The organism is Rhodanobacter soli, from assembly GCF_039523495.1.
Classification (GTDB): Bacteria; Pseudomonadota; Gammaproteobacteria; order Xanthomonadales; family Rhodanobacteraceae; genus Rhodanobacter; species Rhodanobacter soli.
In genome coordinates this window covers 2,423,273-2,439,805 of sequence record NZ_BAAAFK010000001.1, presented here as the reverse complement: position 1 = coordinate 2,439,805, position 16,533 = coordinate 2,423,273, and the positions used below count along the sequence as shown (strand labels likewise).

The window sequence follows — 16,533 nt, the reverse complement described above, 5'->3', positions numbered from 1 at the left end:
CCAAGCCTTCAAAAATGAGACTTGCGTCACATTTCCGGTGCTATTGTCCCGCGTCACGGGTGCCTGCCGGAGTCTCCAGACCGGCCGGTGACCGGGGTCAGGTCGAGTGAATGGGGACTTCCCGGCAAGGGAATGCGTCACCTCGTGCGGGAGCCAATGCGTCATGACGCAAGCTTCCGCGGTGCCGGTATTCCGGTACCGCGCCTTCATCAGCTACAGCCACCGGGACAAGGCCTGGGCGGGCTGGCTGCATCGGGCGCTGGAAACCTACGCGGTTCCGAAGCGCCTGGTCGGCCAGGCGACGGCGTTCGGCGAGATCCCCGCCCGCCTCGCGCCGATCTTCCGCGACCGCGACGAGCTGGCCAGCGCCACCGACCTCGGCCGCAAGGTCAACGAGGCATTGGCGCAATCGGCCAACCTGCTGGTGATCTGCTCGCCGCCCTCGGCGACCTCGCACTGGGTCAACGAGGAAGTGCTGGCGTTCAAGCGACTCGGCCGCAGCGAGCGCATCTTCTGCCTGATCGTCGAGGGCGAACCCGGCGCCAGCGAACTGCCCGGCCGCGCCGCCGAGGAATGTTTCGCGCCGGCGCTGCGTCATCAGCTCGGCGCTGACGGTGCGTTGAGCCACGAGCGCACCGAGCCGATCGCCGCCGACGCGCGCGCAGGCAAGGACGGCAAGGCCAACGCCAAGCTGAAGCTGATCGCCGGCATGCTCGACCTCGGCTTCGACGCGCTGAAGCGGCGCGAATTGCAGCGACGCGCCCGGCGCATGGCGGCGCTGGCCACGCTGGCGCTGATCGTGATGGCGGCGACCACCGCCCTGGCGATCACCGCCATGATCGCCCGCCACGCCGCCGTGGTCGCCAGCCAAGCCGCCGAGCGCCGGCAGAAGCAGGCCGAGGATCTGGTCGGCTTCATGCTCGGCGATCTCAACGACAAGCTTCGGCAAGTGTCGCGCCTGGACATCCTGGAAGCCGTCGACGACCAGGCGATGAATTATTTCCAGTCGCTGCCGACCGCCGACGTCACCGACGCAGCGCTGGCGCAGCGTGCCAAGGCGCTGGAGAAGATCGGCAGCGTGCGGCTGGATCAGGGGCATCTGCCGGCGGCGATGGCGTCGTATCAGGCGGCCGCGAAGCTTGCGGCCACGCTGGCCGAGAAGGCTCCCGCCGACACCACGCGACAGCTCGCGTATGCGCAGGTCCTGGCCTTCGTTGGCATGACCCACTGGTATCAGGGGCAGCTCGACGCTGCGCAACGGAGTTTTGAATCAGCTCAAACCGTTCTGCAGCGGGCCAAGCCGGATGCCGCGGACAATCTGCCGTTGCAATTTGAGCTGGCAATGATCGACAACAATATCGGTCATGTGCTCGAAGCACGCGGCCGGCTGGACGAGGCAATCGTCCCATACCGCCGCATGCTGACGCTGTCCCAGAAGCTGGTGGCGGCCAAGCCCGACAAGACCGAGTGGGCGGTGAAATTGGGTGTTGCACACAACAATCTTGGCAAGCTGGCCCTGATGCGCGGCGACCTTGCGACGGCCATCGCCGAATACACCGCCGATGACGCAATCGAGACCACGCTTTCCGCACGCGATCCGCAGAACAACGACCAGCGCGAGAACATGCTTACCGTTCGCGCCATTCTGGGGCGCACGCTGGCCCTGACCGGCGACATCGACACGGGCATGCGCGACCTGCAGCAGGCTGTCGACATCGCCACGCAATTGACGAAGGTTGATCCGAACAACACCAGCTTCCAGGATGATCTGGCACTGTATGCCTCGCAAACGGGCCGGCTGCGGCGCCTGAGCGGTGATCTGCCCGCGGCTCAGGCGCTGAATGCGCAGTCGCTGGCCATTTTCCTTGCCTTGACGAAACAGGATCCGGCGAACGTCGGCCGGCAGCGCGAGTTCGCCGAGGCGCAGCTTGAGCAGGCTGCGCAATCGCAGGCGTCCGGCCAGACAGACGCAGCGCGCAGGCAGGCGCAGGCGGCGCTGGCCATCCTCGCCCCGTTGCTCGCCAGGCAGCCCGACGACCGCGCCACTCTGCTGGCGACGGCGGGGGCGCAGCTTTTGCTCGCGGCGGTATCCGATGAGGCGCGGGCCACCCGGCAACTTCGCAACGACGCCTTGAACGCCATGCAGGCGGTGAAAAGCGGCGGCGACGATCCGCGTCTGCTGGCGTTGCAGGTCGAGGCGCTGCTGGCGCTGGGCATGAAAGCCGAGGCGCAGGTTGTGATCCGGCAACTGTGGAGCAGCGGCTACCGCGATGCGGCGCTGCTGGCCATGCTGCGGCGCGAGCGGATCGACTATCCGGTCAATGCGGCCTTCCAGCAGAAACTGCTGGCGGCAACCGACACCAGCGCCCGCCAGTAAGGCCGGGCGCAACGAACAGGGGACAGGCAACACCGGCAAGTGCGGTATCGGATCAAACCCTCATCACCAAGGAATCCATCATGCCGAACAACCTCCATGTCACGCTCGACACGAGCACGACCCCGCCGTGTCTCGATATCGATCAGAGTAACGGTGCGAACCACGTCAGCCGTAGCCCCAGCGCGCAAACCATCACCTGGCAACTGACCGGCAACGCAGCCTCGGGATCGTTCGATGCGCAAAGTGATCCGGAACCTGGTTTCGCCTGGGTCGGCACGCCGCCACCTGCCGGCATCTTCGGCCCCCCAACGCTGAGTCCGAACGGCAACGAAATAACCATGAGCGACCTCAACAACAGCGCCAGCACGGCGGGAGACTGGATCTATCAGCTGAGCGCCACGATCGGCAATGTGACCTATCAGTCGAAGAAGACATCCATCACGGAGCAGACCACGGATCCGACGATCAAAAATCGTTGATACCTGCTTACACCCAGATCAGCCATCGAACCCAAGGAGGTGCGCCATGAGCGGATAACAAGGAAACCCGATTCGTTGTACTGAAGACCATTGATGTTCAACGCGGCATCGCAGACACGGCTAGCACCCATTTACTTCAACCACTCTGGAGACCGTCATGTCAAAGACCAATACTGAAAATCAGAGCACCACGGCTGCGCCTCTACCAGTCGAAAACGAGAATGACGGGGCAAACAGCGAACCCGATCTGGAATCCGAGCTGACAAGAACGCCAACTCCGAATCAAGCCACCGAACCGATGATAAAAAACAGGTAGGGCGCGTCGGCGCCAACACCACTCCAGGCATCCAGCAGAATTCGTGCGGTTTCGTGAGAAAGCAGCCGCATGGCTTTCTCCGGAGCATGGGTTTGTGAAGCTGTGCGTGACCCGTCCATCGTGACCATTCATCGCCAGGAAGCCACATGACTCCACTGGTCATCGGCGTCACCAGCCATCGCAATATCCCCGCCGACGAAGTCGAGCCGATCCGGCAGCGCGTGCGGGATTTCCTGGCGCAACTCCGGCGCGATTTCCCCGCGCTGCCGCTGGTGGTGCTGTCTGCGTTGGCGGAGGGCGGCGACCAGTTGGTGGCGCACGAGGCGCTGGCCGCCGGTGCGCGCCTGGTCGCGCCGTTGCCGTTGCCGCGGGAACTGTACGTGGACGACTTTGCCGACCCGACGGTGCGCGCCAGTTTCGACGCGCTGTGCGCTCAGGCCGAGATCGTGCAGCTGCCGCTGCCGAAGGAGCAGTCGCTGCTTGAGCTCGGCACGCCGGGCCTCGCGCGCGATCGTCAATACGCCAAAGCCGGCGTATATATCGCCAGCCACTGCCATATCCTGCTGGCGATCTGGGACGGCAAGGAATCGGGCCGGCTCGGCGGCACCGCGCAGATCGTGAAATACCACCTGAGCGGCAGCATGCCGGGCCTGATCGACCGTCGCCGGGATACGCGCCACGTGCTGGGCGGTGGCGACGAGAGCCTGCTCTACCACATCGTCTGTTCGCGCGACGGACCCGATGGCGCGCCGGCGGCCGGGCTGCTGCCCTTGCAGGTGTTGTGGCGTACCGCCGACACGGTTTCCGCCGCCGACAGTCTGCCGGCGGATTTCCGGCTGATGTTCGCGCGCATGGTCGAGTTTAATCGCGAATGCGACAAATACGCCGACGCGATCGCGGCGGCCGCGCCCGCGCAAACGGCCGCCGGAACGCGCGACACTGCGGCGATCGATCGGCTGTTCCATGCCGCCGACTGGCTGGCGATGCACTTCCAGCGGCGGGTACTGCTGGCCATGCGCCTGACTTACACGCTGGCGGCCTTGATGGGCATCGCCTTCACGTTCTATGCGCACATGCCTGCGCAGAACTTCCTGATCTACCTGTTCCTGTGCCTGTTCGCCAGCGGTGGTGCAGTGGCGGCGCTGGCCCGGTATCGCGGCTGGCACCGCAAGTACCTGGATTACCGCGCGCTGGCGGAGGGCCTGCGGATCCAGTCGTACTGGCGGCGGGCGGGCATCTCAGCGAACGCCGACCACGAGTTCGCGCATGACAACTTCCTGCAGAGGCAGAACATCGAGTTGGGCTGGATCCGCAACGTCATGCGCGCCGCCGGTCTCGACGCGGCGACCGGTGTGGCGGCGTCTCCGCCGACCGCGCTGGCGGACGTCATTGCGGAGTGGGTGGGGGAGTCGGGGAAGTCCGGGCAGCTGCATTACTACGAGCGCAAGACCATCGAGCGCACCGGCCTGCACCACGTGACCGAAGCGGTCGGCTCGCTCAGCCTGTGGGGCGGCGTGGCGATCAGCGTGTTCCTCGCCGCATTCGTGCTCAAGCTGTCGCAGGAAACCAAGACCACGCTGGTGATGATCATGGCGGTGCTGTCGATCATCGCCGCCGTGCGCGAGGCTTACGCCTACCGCAAGGCCGACAAGGAGTTGATCAGGCAGTACCGCTTCATGCAGCGCATCTTCGCCAGCGCACGCGCGGCGTTGGACCGCACGCACGATCCCGTGCTTCAGCGGCAGATCCTGCTTTCGCTCGGCGACGCGGCGCTCACCGAACACGCCGAATGGACGCTGATGCAGCGCGAGCGCCAGGTGGAGCACAGCAAGCTCTGATCGCCCCGGCTTGGCGGGCGCCGAGAGGAGGGCTTCCGAGAGCGATGTCGCGCTACAGCGGGCTTCAGCGAGGTGGGATGGGGAGAGCTGACGTGGGTGCCTTGTCCACGCGCCGCCATGCGCGCAGGCCGATCACTGCCAGTGCCACGAACCCCACATACAGCACCGACGTGATCAGCAGGTGCTTGTAGACGTATTCGCCCACGTAGATCACGTCCACCACGATCCACAGCCACCACGCGGCGACGTGCCGCTTGGCTTGCCACCACTGCGCGACCAGGCTGAAGGCGGTGAGTGCCGCGTCCAGCCAGGGCAGGGCGGCGTCGGTGCGGTAGTGCATGAACGCGCCCAGCGCCAGCGCGCCGAGGCTGCCGATCGCCAGGTGCACGATCGCCTGCCGTCGCGGCAGCGCGGCCACTTCGACGAGGCCGTCCTCGCCCATGTGCTGCAGCCAGCGGTACCAGCCGTAGCCGATCAGTACCGCGAACGCCAACTGCAGCAGCGCATCGGAGTAGAGCTTCGCGTGGACGAACACCCACGCGTAGACCAGCACCGAGATCAGCCCCACCGGCCAGCACCACGGGCGCCGGCGGGTGGTGAGCCAGACGCCCCAGGCGCTGACCAGCGCCGCGATGAGTTCGACCCAGGTCATCTCAGAACGCGACAGTCAGCGAGAGCCGGGCCAGCCGCGGCGCGCCCGGGAACAGGTAGCTGTCGCCGCCGGAGCTGCCGGTGTCGCGCCAGTAGAAACGGTTGAACACGTTGTCGACGCTGAGCCGCCAGGTCAGCGCATGGCCGTTCCACTGGCTGGCGTAACGCAGGCCGGCATCGAATACGTTGTACGCCGGCACGCGGGTCAGACCGTTCGGCGTGGCCACGTTGGGACTGGCGTAGCGCCAGCCGCCGAGCAGGCCGAGCCGGGGCGCGAACGGCAGGCGATAGTCGACATACAACGCACTGCGCAGGCGCGGCACGTTGACCACCTGGTGGCCTTCGTAGGTCGGGGCGCCGGTGCTCTCGGCGCGCGCCCGGATCAGGTTGAGGCTGGCGGTGAGGCGCAGGTTGTCGGTGACCTGGCCGGCGGCGTTGAATTCCAGGCCGCTGTGCACCTCGTTGCCCTGCTGCACGAAGGTGAAGCCTTCGGCGGTGCTGTCCGGCCGGGCGAACTGGTACGGCTGGCGGAGGCGGTACAGCGCGGCCGAAAGGCTCAACGCGTCGCTCCAGGCGTACTTCACGCCGGCCTCGGTCTGGCGCGCCAGCAGCGGGGCCAGCGTGGTGCCGCCGTTCGAGGTCCAGTACGGCGCTTCGTTGCCCAGCGACAGGCTTTCGCTGTAGCTGACGTAGGTGGTCAAGTGCGTGGTGGGCTGCCACAGCACGGCGGCCTGCGGCAGCGCCTTGCTGAGGCGGGTGTCGCGTTCGGGGGCGCCGGTGTCGTCGTAGGCGCGCTCGTGCAGGCGCACGAAGCGGCCGCCGAGCAGCACCTGCCACTGCGGTCCGAGATGCACGCGGTCCAGCGCGAACACCGAATGCTGCCAACTCGTCAGCCGGCGTGCCGACGCGCCCGGCTGGTTCGGCGACGGCGCGAACACCGGTGGATCCACCTGGTCGATGTTGCCGGTGCCGACGTAGTCGTAGACATAGGGGCGGCGGTCGATGCTGCGGCGGAACGCGCTGGTGCCGACGCTGACCTCATGGCTGAGCGCGCCGGTGTCGAACGCGCCCTTCAGCACCGCGCGCGCCTCGTCGTTGACGCGGGTGTCGTCGGGGCTGCGGTAGTCGTAGATGTCGTAGTCGCCGTTCGGCGCGAAGAACCAGCCCGGCGTGGCGCCGCTGGCGCAGTCGGACGAGTAGAAGCAGCCGTAGGCGAACGCCACGTTGTCGTCGATCACCACGTGGCTGTGGCCGGCCGAGAGCTGCACGCTCCAGGCGTCGTTGACGCGGTAGTCGAAGCGCAGCGTGCTGTTGCTGGCGTCGATGCCGACCGGCTGCTGCCACGGCTGGAAGCCGAGCATGCGGGTGCGGCTGGGATGCGCCGGAATCATGCTGCCGCCGAGCAGCTGGTAGCCGGAGACCGAGCGCTGTCCGCTGGTCTGGTAATTGGTGTCCAGCCGCAGCGTGGCGTTCGAGCTGATCTTCCAGTCGGCAGCCAGCGAGAGGAACGTGCGGCGGCCATCGGTGTGTCGCACATCGGAGTTCATGTCCTCGTGGGCGGCATTCACGCGCACGCCGAAGGCGGGCGTCAGCCAGCCGCCCACGTCCATCGCGAGGTAACGCGAACCGTGCGAGTCGGTGCCGACGGTGGCGGTGCGCACGTCGGCGGGGCGTTTGCTGACGTAGTTGATCAGTCCGCCCGGCGCGACCACGCCGGCTTCGAGGCCGCCGAGGCCCTTGAGGATTTCCACGCGCTGCTTGTCTTCCAGCGGCTGCAGCTGTTCGCCGGCCATGCTCATTTCGTTGAACCGGAAGCCGGTGGCCGGATCCAGCGCATAACCGCGGATCGCGATGTCCTGGTAGTAGCCGACCGGCGCGTAGCTGTCGCCCAGCGCGGCGTCGGCGCGCGCCAGTTCGCTCAGCGTGCGCGGCTGGCGGTCGTCGATCTGGTCGCGGGTGATCACCGTGATCGCAGCGGGCGTGTCCTGCAGCGGTGCGTTGCCGAAGCTGCCGAAGGTGTCCAGCTGCGAGTTGTCGGCGTGGTAACCCTTGGCGCTGTCGGCCTGTACGTGCACCGGCGCCAGCCGCGTGGTTTGCGGTTTGTCGGCGGTGTCGCCGGCATGGACGGGCGCCATCGCCGCGAGCAGGGCGAGGATCAGGGGAGTGCGGGAGAGAGGCATCGTCATCGTCGTCGTCAAGGGGGTACGGACGAAGCGACGGCGATCCGGCTGTCGCGAGGACATGCCGGATCTGCAAGCTCCCTACGCCGGTACTAACCGGGTCAGGTTCCAAGGGACTCTCTCAGCCCGGCAACGCCGGGCACCCCCGCTTCAAGAACGTCTATTGAACCACGAATCGCCGCGACGGGGTCAGCCGGGCTCGCGGATGGCCTGCAGCATGGCCTGGCCGGCCGGCGTGCGGAACCACGCGGCGTGGCCGCGCAGGAAGGTGTCGTAGGCCACGTCGGCGTTCGCGCGCGAGTACGTGATGGCGTGGTAGTACTCGACTTCGGACAACGCGAAATCCACGTGCACCAGCGGCAGCAGGTCCGCCAGCAGGTCCAGGTCGGCCGCATCCAGCGGACGTTGCCGGCGATAGCCCTCGATCAGCGCGCGGGCGATGTCGGGGTGGGCGGCATCAAGGCCGGTGTCGAGCGCGAGCCAGGCGATCGCGTTGCGCTCGATCGCGGTGGCCAAGTCGAACAGCGCGAAGTTGGCGGCGGCGAGGCCGAAATCGAGTACGGCGCTGATCCGCGCGCTGCCGCCGTCGCTCCAGCACAGGTTGGAGACGTGCCAGTCGCCGTGCGTCCACAGCCGCGCCTGCTGCGCCAACTGTGGCTGGGCGGCAGCGTGCCAGGGAGCGAGCAGTTCGGCGAAGTCATGTGGCCAGTCGCGATCGCGCAGGTAATCGGCCAGGCCCGGGCGCTGCGGCAGTTGCGCGCGCAGCGCGGCGGCGGGATCGGGCGCAGCGATCAGCTCGCAGCGCGCGACCAGGATGTGGGTGTCGCGCTGGGGCGCGCGGTAGTCCGCGGCCGCGTCGTGCAGCGTGGCCAACATGCGGCCGGCGCTGAACGCGTGCGCGTGGTTCGGCAGCGGCTCCCACGAGATCGCCTCGCGGTACAGGTCGATGCCGGCGGCGCGTTCGTGCACCTCGTAGACCCAGTCGCCGATCGCCACCGCGGTCCGTTCCCGCGCATCGCGCAGCACCGCCGGGATCGGCATGCCGCGATCGCGCAGGTGTGCGATGAAGCGATGTTCCTCGGCGAGCGTGGCGGCCGAGCGCACGCTGCGGTGATGGCGCTTGACGAAGACGGTGGCGTGCTCGGTCTCGACCAGGCAGGCGGCCGACAGCGGGCGTGGGCTGTGCCAGTCGATGCGGATCGGCGCGCCGAGTGCCGGGTAGCCGCGCAGCAGCGCCTCGACCTCGCCGAGGGTCAGCGGCGGCCAGTCCGGCGGCGTGTTGTCACCGGCCAGCCCGTGGGCAAGGTGGAGCGGGTCGTTCATCGGAATGGCAAGGTGTCCGCAGGCAGGGCAGGCCGTGGATTATCCCCGAAAGGGTGAAGCACCGCGTCCGGCCGCCATCGGCGCACGATGCGCCATCCCTATAATGGCCAACTTTCCCTGCGGTGCCGCCTTCGATGAGTGCGATGTTGCTGCTGTTCGTCTGCCTGATCCTCGGCACCCTGGTGGCGCGCTACGCGAAGCCGCCGGCGGGGATCGTGCCGGGCATCAACTGGTGGGTGCTCAATGTGGCGTTGCCGGCGCTGGTGCTGGAACTGATCCCGAAGGTGAAGTTCGATCCGCAGTTGTGGTTTCCGGTGGCGGCGATGTGGCTCACGTTCGGCGGTGCGTGGCTGCTGTTCGGCCTGCTCGGGCCGCGGCTGGGCTGGTCGCGGCAGCGCACGGGGGCGTTGATCCTGGTGTGCGGGCTGGGCAATACGGCGTACATGGGCTATCCGATGATCGAGGCCCTGCACGGCAAGGCGGGCCTGGCGCTGGCGGTGGTGGCCGATCAGATCGGCGCGTTTCCGGTGCTGGCGTCGGCCGGCATCGTGGTGGCTTCGGTGTATTCGGGGCGCACGCTGCAGCCGCGCCTGATCGTCCGGCGCATCGTCACGTTTCCGGCTTTCATCGCACTGGTGGTGGGCATCATCGTTGGCCTGTGCGGTGGCTGGCCCGAGCTGTTGAATGGCGTGTTCGCGCCGATCGGCGCCACGCTGACGCCGCTGGCGCTGTTCTCGGTCGGCTTGCAGTTCAAGTTCCATCCGGGCCAGCGGCAACTCGGCGCGGCCGGTTGGGGGCTGGGCTGGAAGCTGCTGCTGGCGCCGTTGCTGTGCTGGGCGATAGGCGTGGCCGCCGGGGTCGACGGGCTGGTGCTCACCGTCGGCGTGCTGCAGGCGGCGATGGCGCCGATGGTGTCGGCGACGATCCTGGCCGACGAGTACGGGCTGGAGCCGGCCTTGGCGAACACCGTGCTCGGCGCCGGCATCGTGTTGTCGCTGCTCACCATTCCCCTGGGCAACTGGCTGTTGGGTGCCTGATCCGCGCAGCTTGCGTCCGACCTGCGCTACACCGAGACTAGCGGCCGAATCTCATGGGCAGGGGGAGCTCGTGTCATGGCAGGTTTCGAACTGATCAAGCGCCTGTTCGGCAGCGAACATGGCGAGCGTCGCGCAGTGCCCCGCAGCGGCGAGCCGAAGGAAGCCTGCATCCTGGTGGTGGACGACTCGGCCACCATCCGCGCCGTGCTCGGCAAGATGCTGGCGCAGAACGGTCACGTGGTGTTGAAGGCGGCCGATGGCGAAAGTGCGCTGGAGATCGCGCGCACGGAACGTCCCGACCTGGTTTTCCTCGACATCGTGATGCCCGGCATGAGCGGCTTCGCGGTATTGCGCGCCCTGCGCCACGACCTGCTGACCCGGGACATCCCGATCGTGATGATCAGCGGCAATCTGCAGGCGACGGAGCAGTTCTACGTGCAGCGTTTCGGCGCGGACGACTTCATGAAGAAGCCGTTCGGTCGCAGCGAGGTATTCGCGCGCATCGAGCACCTCACGCGCCGCGGCCGGCTGGTGGTGCGCCAGCGCACGGCAGAGGAATCGTTGCCGACAGAACCCGAACACACCGCCGCCGAACACGCGGCGATCCCCGACATCGCGATGCCGGACCCGCAGGACCTGATCGTGCCGCCCACCGGGCAGGCATGAGTACCGCGCTCGCGGGGGACGCGATAATCCCCGCGATGAACAAGCCACCCACCATCCCGATGACCGATACCCGCGCCGACGTATGGCTGTGGGCGGCGCGTTTCTTCAAGACACGCAGCCTGGCCAGGCAGGCGATCGACGGCGGCCGCGTCGATGTCAACGACTTGGGCTGCAAGCCGGCCAAGACGCTGCACGTGGGCGACCGGCTGAAGATCAGCCGTGGCGAGGAGCGGCTGGAAGTCGAACTGCTGGTGCTGTCCGACCGGCGCGGCCCGGCCAATGTGGCGCAGACGCTGTATCGCGAGACCGAGGCGAGCCGCATCGCGCGCGAAGCGATGCGTGAACAGCATCGGCTGGTCGGCGCGAGCGGGCCGCTGAAACGGCCGGACAAGCAGGTGCGGCGCGAATTGCGGCGGCTCAAGGATCAGCGCTGAGCAGTGCATCGCAGAATACCGGCCGGATCTGCGGGAATATCCATGTAAATCCACGGGCTTGGCGCCGCTGCGCCATCCCACAGGGCCGGGAGGCTTGCATGGACGGACACGCGCTGATGAATGGCATTGGTTTCTTCAAACGCCTGCTGGGCAACCACGCCGCCGTCGAACATCGGGTGGAGCCACAGGCTGCGCTGGGCGCGCGCATGCTGGTGGTTGACGATTCGCCCACCATCTGCGCCGTGCTCGGCAAGATGCTGCGTCAGGACGGCTACGCCGTGCTGAAGGCCACCGAAGGCAAGGATGCGATCGAGCTGGCGCGCAGCGAGCAGCCGGCGCTGATCTTCCTGGACATCGTGATGCCGGGCATGAACGGCTTTGCAGTGTTGCGCGCGCTGCGCCACGACCCGCTGACCCGGGGTATCCCGATCGTGATGATCAGCGGCAACCCGCAGGCGACCGAGCAGTTCTACGTGCAGCGCTTCGGTGCGGATGACTTCATGCAGAAGCCCTTCGATCGCGACGAGGTATACCTGCGCATCGGCCAGCTGGTGCGTTCCGGACGTCTGGACGGCCGGCTGCCGTCGGCACCGGCATCCGTCGAGACGCTGCCGGTACTGGCCGAGGAATTGTCGGCCGACGAGCTGGCCGACATTCCCGATATCGCGATGCCCGATGCGGACGCCACGCCGCACCTGGCCGGCGCGGCCGCGATGCCGCAAGCCACCTTGCAGGTGGTTCACGGCATCGGCTGACAGTCGGGCCGCGGGCGTTCTGCGAAGTCGAGCCGGTGCGCCAGCACCTGGCGGAACCGCTGGGGCGCGTGGCTCGCCCCGCCCGGTGCTCAGCCCAGCGACTTGAGCCGGTACAGCGCTTCCAGCGCTTCGCGCGGGGTCAGCGCATCCGGGTCGATTTGTTCCAGCGCGCGCTCGGCGGCGGAAGGCTGTGCCGGAGCGAACAGGCCCAACTGCGGTGAGGATTCGGCGGCCGGCGCGGGCGTGCTGGCATGCTGGTGCATGCCGCGCTCGAGTTCGGCCAGGGTACGCCTCGCGTCGGCGATCACCGATTTCGGCAGGCCGGCCAGAGCCGCCACCTGCAGGCCGAAGCTGCGGTTCGCCGGGCCGTCCTTCACCGCGTGCATGAACACCAGTTGCTCGCCGTACTCCACAGCGTCCAGGTGCACGTTGGCGATCGCGGCGAACTCGTTGGCCAGTTCGGTCAACTCGAAATAATGGGTGGCGAACAGCGTGTAGGCGCGGCTGTTGCGCGCCAGGTGCACGGCGGCGGCGCGGGCCAGCGACAGCCCGTCATAAGTGCTGGTGCCGCGGCCGACCTCGTCCATCAACACCAGGCTGTCGGCGGTGGCGTTGTGCAGGATGTTCGCCGTCTCGCTCATTTCCACCATGAAGGTGGACTGGCCGCGCGAAAGGTCGTCGCCGGCGCCGATGCGGGTGAAGATGCGGTCGATCGGGCCGATCACCGCGCTCGCCGCCGGCACGTAGCTGCCGATGTGCGCGAGCAGCACGATCAGCGCGTTCTGGCGCATGTAGGTGGACTTGCCGCCCATGTTCGGGCCAGTGATCACCAGCATGCGGCGGGTGTCGTCGAGCTTCAGGTCGTTCGGCTCGAACGGCTCGTCGCGAACCTTCTCGACCACCGGATGGCGGCCGCGCTCGATCGCGATGCCGGGTTCGTCGGTGAGCTGCGGTGCGCTCCAGTCCAGTGCCTCGGCGCGCTCGGCCAGGGTGGTCAGCACGTCCAGCTCGGCCATCGCGGCGGCGGCGGTTTTCAGCGGTTCGAGTTTCTCGGTGAGCGTGTCGAGCAATGCCTCGTACAACGCGCGTTCGCGCATCAGCGAGCGCTCCTTCGCCGACAGCACCTTGTCCTCGAACGTTTTCAGTTCCTCGGTGATGTAGCGCTCGGCGTTTTTTGTCGTCTGCCGGCGCGTGTAATGCGTGGGCGCCTTGTCCGACTGCGCCTTGGTGATCTCGATGTAGTAGCCGTGCACGCGGTTGTAGCCGACCTTCAGCGTGGTGATGCCGCTGGCGGCCTTCTCGCGTTCCTCCAGCTCGACCAGGTACTGGTCTGCGTGAGTGGACAGGCGGCGCAGCTCATCGAGTTCGGCGTCGTAGCCGTCGGCGATCACGCCGCCGTCGCGCTGCAATACTGGCGGCTGTTCGATCACGGCGCGGGCGAGCAGGGCGGCGCTGTCGGCGTGATCGCCGATGCGTTCGACCAGGGCATGCAGCAGCGGACTGTCCAGCGTGGCGATCTGTTCGCGCAACATCGGCGCGGCGGCCAGGCCGTCGCGCAGGGTGGAGAGATCGCGCGGACGCGCCGAACGCAGCGCCACACGGGCGAGGATGCGTTCGAGGTCGCCGATGCCGCGCAGCTGTTCGCGCAGGCTGTCGTAGCGGCGGCTGTCGATCAGCGTGCCGATCGCCTGGTGGCGCTGGCGCAACACTTCACGCGAACGCAGCGGTCGGGTCAGCCAGCGGCGCAACGCTCGCGCGCCCATCGGCGTCACCGTCTCGTCGAGCACGCCGAGCAGGGTGTGTTCGGTGCGGCCGCTGGGGTGGGTATCCAGTTCCAGGTTGCGGCGGGTGGCCGCGTCCAGCGCGATCGTCTCGCCGGCGCTTTCCACCGCCATGCCGGTGAGGTGCGGCAGCGCGCTTTTCTGGGTTTCCTCGACGTAGCCGAGCAGGCAGCCGGCGGCGGCGACCGCCAGCGGCAGCTTGTCCACGCCGAAGCCGCCGAGGTCGCGGGTGCCGAAGAAGCGGTTCAGTTCGCGTTTTGCGGCATCGCCGTCGAAGTGCCACGGCGGCCGCTTGCGCAGGCCGGGCAGGGCACTGACCAGTTTCGGCCATGCCACGTCCTCGCCGACCAGGGTCTCGGCCGGCTGCAGTCGCGCCAGTTCGGCGGCCAGCGCTTCGGCGTTCGGCACCTCGCTGAGCAGGAAGCGGCCGCTGCTGAGGTCGACCCAGGCCAGCCCATAGGCGCCATGCGCACCGGCGGCGATCGCCAGCAGCAGGTTGTCGCGGCGTTCCTCCAGCAGCGCCGCGTCGGTCACCGTGCCGGGGGTGACGATGCGCACCACCTTGCGTTCGACGATGCCCTTGGCCAGCGCCGGGTCGCCCATCTGTTCGCAGATCGCCACCGACTCGCCCAGCCGCACCAGCCGCGCCAGATAGTTTTCCACCGCGTGGTACGGCACGCCGGCCATCGGGATCGGCGCGCCGCCTGACTGCCCACGCTGGGTCAGGGTGATGTCGAGCAATCGCGCCGCCTTGCGCGCGTCGTCGTAGAACAGCTCGTAGAAATCGCCCATGCGGAAGAACAGCAGCACGTCCGGGTGCTCGGCCTTGGCCGACAGGTACTGCCGCATGAACGGGGTGTGCTTGGTGAGATCGTCTTGGTTCATGCAATGCAAGTCTTGGCGTGGTCGCGCGGAACAGGTAGAACGGTGCCTCTGCGCGTGGCGCAAAGTTTCGTTCAAGTCCGGGAGTCTCGCATGGAGTTGTCGTCTGTTCCTACCGATGCCGAGTTGCTGGTACTGGCTGGCGAGGTGGCCGACGAGGTGCAACGCTGCCGGCTGATGCTGGTGACGGCCGAGTCCTGCAGCGGCGGCTGGATCGCCAAGACGCTGACCGACCTGCCGGGCAGCTCGGCCTGGTTCGATGCCGGCGTGGTGACCTACAGCTACGAGGCGAAAGAGGCACTGCTCGGGGTCAACCCGCGCACGCTGGAGCACACCGGCGCGGTCAGCGAGGAAACCGTGCTGGAGATGGTGTCCGGCGCGCTGGCACGCTTTGGCGCCGGCGTGGCGGTGGCGGTGACCGGCATCGCCGGGCCGTCCGGCGGCACCCCGGACAAACCGGTCGGCACGGTCTGGATCGGCTGGAAGCGCCGTGGCGGCTACGGCCATGCGCAGTTGTTCCATTTTTTGGGCGATCGCGAGGCGGTGCGCCGGCAGACCGTGGCGGCGGCGCTCATCGGTTTGCGTAGAACGCTGACGGAATGACGCGCAGTCTGCCGCCAGACCGGCTTGACCGGTGTGGGATACTGGCCGTGTCAGCGCCGATCATCCGCGATCGCGCCAGCTTGATCGCAGCCGGTGAGATTCGATCCGGGCATCATGCCTCCCATTCACAGCCCAACCGGAATACAGACGATGGATGACAACAAGCGCAAGGCGCTCACCTCCGCCCTCGGCCAGATCGAAAAGCAGTTCGGCAAGGGCGCGATCATGCGCATGGGCGACCGCGTCAACGAAGCCATCGAGACGGTTTCCACTGGCTCGCTGGGCCTGGATATCGCGCTCGGCGTCGGCGGCCTGCCGCGCGGCCGCGTGGTCGAGATCTACGGGCCGGAATCGTCCGGCAAGACCACCATGACGTTGCAGGCGATCGCCAGTTGCCAGCGTGCCGGCGGCACCGCCGCCTTCATCGACGCCGAGCATGCGCTCGATCCGACCTACGCGGAAAAGCTCGGCGTCAAGGTCGACGACCTGCTGGTGTCGCAGCCGGATACCGGCGAGCAGGCGCTGGAAATCGCCGACATGCTGGTGCGCTCCGGCGCGGTGGACATGGTCGTGGTCGACTCGGTCGCCGCGCTGACGCCGAAGGCGGAAATCGAGGGCGAGATGGGCGATTCGCACGTCGGCCTGCACGCCCGCCTGATGAGCCAGGCGCTGCGCAAGCTCACCGCCAACATCAAGAAGTCCGGCACCCTGGTGATCTTCATCAACCAGATCCGCATGAAGATCGGCGTGATGTTCGGCAGCCCCGAGACCACCACCGGCGGCAACGCGCTGAAGTTCTACGCCTCGGTGCGGCTGGACATCCGCCGCATCGGCGCGGTGAAGAAGGGCGACGAGATCATCGGTTCGGAAACCCGCGTCAAGGTGGTCAAGAACAAGGTGGCGCCGCCGTTCCGTCAGTGCGAGTTCGAGATCCTGTACGGCGAAGGCACCTCGCGCGAAGGCGAGATCATCGAATTGGGCGTGGCGCAGAACCTGATCGACAAATCCGGCGCCTGGTACAGCTACAACGGCGACCGCATCGGCCAGGGCAAGGAGAACGTGCGCCAGTTCCTGCGCGACAACCCGGCGATCGCCAACGAGATCGACAAGCAGCTGCGCGAGCGGTTGCTGGTGCCGGTCGGCAAGCCCGCCGCGGCCGCGCCGGAAGAGGCGCTCGAGGAAGTCTGATTTGTGAGCGTTGATCGTCTCTG

At 67.5% G+C, this 16,533-nt stretch carries 13 protein-coding genes and 1 riboswitch; of the genes, 9 read left to right on the top strand and 4 right to left on the bottom strand.

Features of this window, described 5'->3' with window-relative positions:
- The first annotated feature begins 163 nt into the window (after positions 1 to 163).
- From ABD024_RS11115 to ABD024_RS11105, 3 genes are all read left to right on the top strand, one after another.
- A complete protein-coding gene (locus ABD024_RS11115) occupies positions 164 to 2,377 on the top strand; it encodes a TIR domain-containing protein (RefSeq protein WP_343852570.1) in 2,214 nt (737 codons plus the stop codon).
- A gap of 80 nt (positions 2,378 to 2,457) precedes the next feature.
- On the top strand, positions 2,458 to 2,856 hold the full coding sequence (locus ABD024_RS11110; protein ID WP_343852568.1) for a hypothetical protein: 399 nt from the start codon (positions 2,458 to 2,460) through the stop codon (positions 2,854 to 2,856).
- Positions 2,857 to 3,318: 462 nt separating this feature from the next.
- Positions 3,319 to 5,010: a hypothetical protein gene (locus ABD024_RS11105; protein WP_343852566.1), complete on the top strand. Its 1,692-nt coding sequence runs from the start codon at positions 3,319 to 3,321 to the stop codon at positions 5,008 to 5,010.
- A 64-nt stretch (positions 5,011 to 5,074) separates the two neighbouring features.
- Here ABD024_RS11105 and pnuC read toward each other — a convergent pair whose 3' ends face one another.
- From pnuC to ABD024_RS11090, 3 genes are all read right to left on the bottom strand, one after another.
- Positions 5,075 to 5,662, bottom strand: coding sequence for a nicotinamide riboside transporter PnuC (gene pnuC / locus ABD024_RS11100; RefSeq protein WP_343852564.1), 588 nt, complete (start codon positions 5,660 to 5,662; stop codon positions 5,075 to 5,077).
- A gap of 1 nt (position 5,663) precedes the next feature.
- Entirely contained in the window at positions 5,664 to 7,847 is a 2,184-nt protein-coding gene (locus ABD024_RS11095; RefSeq protein WP_343852562.1) for a TonB-dependent siderophore receptor, read from the bottom strand.
- A gap of 55 nt (positions 7,848 to 7,902) precedes the next feature.
- A riboswitch (TPP riboswitch) is annotated at positions 7,903 to 7,998 on the bottom strand.
- Between the two features lie 32 nt (positions 7,999 to 8,030).
- The gene (locus ABD024_RS11090; protein WP_343852560.1) at positions 8,031 to 9,164 is read right to left on the bottom strand and encodes a phosphotransferase enzyme family protein; all 1,134 of its coding nucleotides are present in this window, start codon (positions 9,162 to 9,164) and stop codon (positions 8,031 to 8,033) included.
- Positions 9,165 to 9,307: 143 nt separating this feature from the next.
- Between ABD024_RS11090 and ABD024_RS11085 the strand changes: the two genes are divergently transcribed.
- From ABD024_RS11085 to ABD024_RS11070, 4 genes are all read left to right on the top strand, one after another.
- Complete coding sequence (locus ABD024_RS11085) at positions 9,308 to 10,201, top strand: AEC family transporter (protein ID WP_343854647.1); 894 nt, start codon at positions 9,308 to 9,310, stop codon at positions 10,199 to 10,201.
- 75 nt (positions 10,202 to 10,276) lie between these two features.
- Positions 10,277 to 10,867 (top strand): response regulator, encoded by a 591-nt coding sequence (locus tag ABD024_RS11080; RefSeq protein WP_343852558.1) that lies wholly within the window; start codon positions 10,277 to 10,279, stop codon positions 10,865 to 10,867.
- Positions 10,868 to 10,902: 35 nt separating this feature from the next.
- Positions 10,903 to 11,301, top strand: a complete 399-nt coding sequence (locus tag ABD024_RS11075) for an RNA-binding S4 domain-containing protein (RefSeq protein ID WP_343852556.1) — start codon at positions 10,903 to 10,905, stop codon at positions 11,299 to 11,301.
- A 98-nt stretch (positions 11,302 to 11,399) separates the two neighbouring features.
- Positions 11,400 to 12,056: a response regulator gene (locus ABD024_RS11070; protein ID WP_343852554.1), complete on the top strand. Its 657-nt coding sequence runs from the start codon at positions 11,400 to 11,402 to the stop codon at positions 12,054 to 12,056.
- Positions 12,057 to 12,145: 89 nt separating this feature from the next.
- Here ABD024_RS11070 and mutS read toward each other — a convergent pair whose 3' ends face one another.
- A complete protein-coding gene (mutS, locus tag ABD024_RS11065; RefSeq protein ID WP_343852552.1) occupies positions 12,146 to 14,722 on the bottom strand; it encodes a DNA mismatch repair protein MutS in 2,577 nt (858 codons plus the stop codon).
- A gap of 90 nt (positions 14,723 to 14,812) precedes the next feature.
- On the opposite strand from mutS, the gene ABD024_RS11060 reads away from it, so the two are divergent.
- Together ABD024_RS11060 and recA are read left to right on the top strand one after the other, a co-directional pair.
- Positions 14,813 to 15,322, top strand: a complete 510-nt coding sequence (locus ABD024_RS11060; RefSeq protein WP_343852550.1) for a CinA family protein — start codon at positions 14,813 to 14,815, stop codon at positions 15,320 to 15,322.
- A gap of 150 nt (positions 15,323 to 15,472) precedes the next feature.
- Entirely contained in the window at positions 15,473 to 16,510 is a 1,038-nt protein-coding gene (recA, locus tag ABD024_RS11055; RefSeq protein ID WP_343852548.1) for a recombinase RecA, read from the top strand.
- Positions 16,511 to 16,533: the final 23 nt, after the last annotated feature.